This window comes from Rhizobium sp. M10 (assembly GCF_002531955.1).
GTDB classification, from domain to species: Bacteria; Pseudomonadota; Alphaproteobacteria; order Rhizobiales; family Rhizobiaceae; genus Rhizobium; species Rhizobium etli_C.
Window position 1 is genome coordinate 1 of the sequence record NZ_NWTA01000060.1, and the last position, 3,762, is coordinate 3,762.

A 3,762-nucleotide genomic window follows, 5' to 3' on the forward strand; every position below is an offset into this window, starting at 1 on the left:
GATTGCATCGGCCAACCAAGGCCGGCCAGAAACGCACCAGATTTAAAAGCTTCACAAGCTCTGAGGTGCGTAGCCCGCAGGGCGAAGCCTCGAAGGACGGGGCTGGCCACCGCAGCCACCCGCCCTCGTCCTTCGAGGCCCCTTGCGGGGCACCTCAGGATGAGGGCTGATCGTTGTGCCTGCCACCTCAGGATGAGGGCTGATTGTTGTGCCTGCCGCCTCAGGATAAGGACTGATCGTTGTGCCTGTCGCCTGGGGATCGGAAGACCGGCGGCAGCGGCCCCCGGGGGCGAGATGGGTGGGTGGGGGTCGGCTTCACGGGGATATCATCAACCCAGCGCCACCGATGACGCGTTTCGCCTGTCGTTCGGCGCATATGAGGTTGTCTCGCCGGAATAGTCGCTTCACCATGAAGGGAACTTCAGCTCCGAAAAACAGACAGGCAGGCTATGACAGATATCGCGCAGATGCAGGAACAGCGATTGAACGCCCTTCGACAGACCGCGTCGGGTGCGCCGAAACTGCCGTCCAACCCGTTCTTCGGCGTCGGACCGATCACCGATGCGACGACCGATGAAGTGGACAGCCGCCTGCGGCGCATCGCCTTCGATGCCTGGATCGAGAAGACCTATCGCAAGTTCGACGACAAGGGCAACGATATCGGCGGCTTCACCACGGCCGAGATCTCCCGCAGCATGCATCGCGGCTATCCGGCCGACAAGATCCTGACCGACATGATGCGGGCGATCCATCGTTATTTCGGTTTTCCCAAGACCAATCGCATGGCGGTCGGGCTCGGCGGCGGCCATAGCGGCTTCACCGTCTGCATCCAGCACCTGATGAATGCCAATGACGCCGCCCAGCGCGTCTATGTCGATACGCCGCGGCCGGAGAGCGATCCGTCCAAGGCGGCCGGCTTCTTCCGCCAGTCCTGGGCCACACAGCTGATCGAGATGCAGCGCTTCGCCGAAAAGGGCTGCGAGAGCCGCATTCATTTCGCTGCCTCCGAGGGCGTGATCCCGACGGCGGCCGAACTTTCGGCCCTCGGCGTGTCGATCTTCGTCGGCGTCGGCCACGAGACGACAGGCGCCAATGCCTATACCAGCGGCGAGATCCACGAATTGCTGAACTGGCTCGACGGCGATCCGGCCAACCGCCATGCGGTGTTCGACGCCACCTCGATGCTCGGCGCCATGCCGTGGGAGCCGGAGCTCGTCAGCGCCGTGATGGCCAAATGCTGCCTGTTCATGCCGTTCCAGAAGGCGATCGGCGGCATCTCCGGTTATTTCGTCGCCTCCTTCACGCCGCATGCCCTGGCGCTGATCGAAAAGAACCAGCAGGATCCCGCCTGGGCGATCCCGCGCCAGCTGAAGATCGCGCCGCCGATCGATCCCCGGCAGCCGTTTTCGGCCAAGCGCTCCGTCGATGCCGGCCCGTTCTACGATCCGGCCGAAGACCGCATGCTCGGCGGCGTCATCAATACCTACAGCGCGCTCGCCTTTGCCGAGACCACCTTCGGCCTGCTGCAGTCGGAAGCCCGGGTCGGCTCCGTCGTCGAGCTCAACCGCCGCTCCGCCGCCAACCGCGCCGTGATCGACGAATGGGTCAAGTCGCATCCGCTGCTGTCGCTGACCGTCACCGATGCCGAGCGCCGCGGCGCGGCCGTGACGCTGCTGAAGGTCGAGGACGACGGCATCACCGATGCCGGCATCCACGCCCGCATCATCGCCCGCTCCAAGCAGCTGCTCGGCTATGAGGGCATCACCCATCCGAACGGCGAATATGAGCCCGGCCTCGATGCGGCCCGCTACGTCAATGCCTTCCCCGGCACCCCCGGCGATTACCGCGCCTGGGTCGGCGGCATCCGCGAGCCCGAAGATGTCGTCGCCCTGCTGGAAAATCTGCAATATGCCTATCTCAGAGCCAAGATCGTCGTGCTCGAGGAGGAACTGGCAAAGAACGGCGTGACCTTCGAGGCGCCTGCCAAGGCCGATGGCGCCGTGCGCAAGGACGATCCGAACCGCGCCTATACCGTGCTGATCGCCGATCTCGTCGGCCTGCGCTTCGGCGCCGACGGCCAGCCCGATTATAGCGAGGTCAAGGCCTATATCGAGGAGAAGGGCGGCAGCTTCCATCTCGGCCCGCTCAGTGATCGCGCCAGCCTCGAAAAGGGCCGTATCCATTTCTTCTACCAGCCGAACCTCAGCACCGAGGCGGAGATCCTGCCGCAGACCGACAAGGGCCAGTACGACGCGCTGATCGCGGCGGCGACCTTCATCCCGAAGTCCTCCGTCTTCCCGCTCGGCGGCGTGCGCATCGGCGCCGGCACCGGCAATATGGGCTCGGCCTCCTGGGGCGGCGGCAATGGCGAGGGCGGCGAAGCGGCGCTGATGAACACGCCCGGCATTAATAGCCGCGCCACCGCCCAGATGGCCGTGAAGGCGATCCTGAAGGTCGTTCCGGACCTGCCGGTCGACCGGCTGCACCGGATGGTCGCCGGCGGCGATTTCGATACCGGCCGCCAGCTCAAGGATTTCCCGACGGCCAAGCTCGAGGGCCGCAAGCTTGCCGTTCTCGGCTACGGCAATATCGGCCGTGAAGTCGCCAAGCTCGCCAAGGCCTTCGGCATGAGGGTGGCGATCTATGCCCGCGAGCATCACAAGCGCTGGATCGAGGCCGAGGGCTTCGACTATGCCGCAAGCCCGGTCGAAGCGGCAAGCGACGCCGACGTGCTCTCCGTCCATATCGGCCTCGGCCGCCTGGATGCCGCGACCGGCACCTATTCCAATGCCGGCACCGTCGATGCCAAGGTGCTCGGCGCCATGAAGGACGGCGCCGTGCTGGTCAATTACGACCGCGGCGAAGTCGTCGATACGGCCGCGCTCGATGCGGCCCTCTCCTCCGGCAAGATCGCCCATGCGGCAATCGACGCCGACCTCTTCAGCGATGCGGCGAGCGGCACGCTGAGCGGCCCGATGCTGCCCTACCTGCCGCTCGAGGAGCGTCACAAGGGCAAGCTGGAACTGTTGCCGCACGCCGCCGCCGACACCGACCACCCGTCGCGGGTGACCGGCGCCAAGCAGGCGGTCGACCAGATCTTCGACGTCATCCGCTTCAAGTCCGTCGTCAATCTCAAGGGCGACCTGCCGGAAGGTTACGTCTCCGGCGGCAGCCGCACCCCGGCCGGCATCGGCAAGGTGACGAAACAGGTCGTCGCGGAGGCCGGCGGCAAGGCGGAACTGCTGGAAGAGCTGCGCCAGGTCTCGGAAAAGATCGCGGCCATCACCGGCGCGCTGTCGGCTGTTTCCGACCGGGGGCACCAAGCGCGGATCGTCGAGCGTTACACTGGTCTCCTGGTCGAAAATGCCGACCGGCAGCGGGCGCTTCTCGATCAGCTCGGCCTCTATGGGCCGGCGGAGGGGTGAGACCATCGACGGCTCGGCGGGCGGCGACGGTCTTTTGTCGCTGACGCCGTGCCGTGCAGCCCCCTCATCCGACCCTGCGGGCCACCGACCGGGGGTCGAGCCACAGGTCTCGACCCCGTCCTTCGGACCCCCGCTGGGGAGAAGAGGGGAGCAAGTTGCTCCGACACTGACAAAAGAACCCGCCTGCTCAAAGGCACGCCATCCAATGGGATCGATGCGAAGCCGCGCGCTCCCTCTTCTCCCCAGCGGGGAGAAGGTGGCCCGTAGGGCCGGATGAGAATCTGTGTTGGTTGTCAAGGTGGATTTGGGGTCCAGAGTCGATCCTGAGAGAGAAGAC

At 65.6% G+C, this 3,762-nt stretch carries 1 protein-coding gene; it reads left to right on the forward strand.

Translation table 11 applies throughout. The features are described 5' to 3' along the window. Window positions 1–449: 449 nt before the first annotated feature. Complete coding sequence (locus CO671_RS32880) at window positions 450–3,425, forward strand: NAD(P)-dependent oxidoreductase (protein ID WP_097609231.1); 2,976 nt, start codon at window positions 450–452, stop codon at window positions 3,423–3,425. Window positions 3,426–3,762 lie beyond the last annotated feature (337 nt).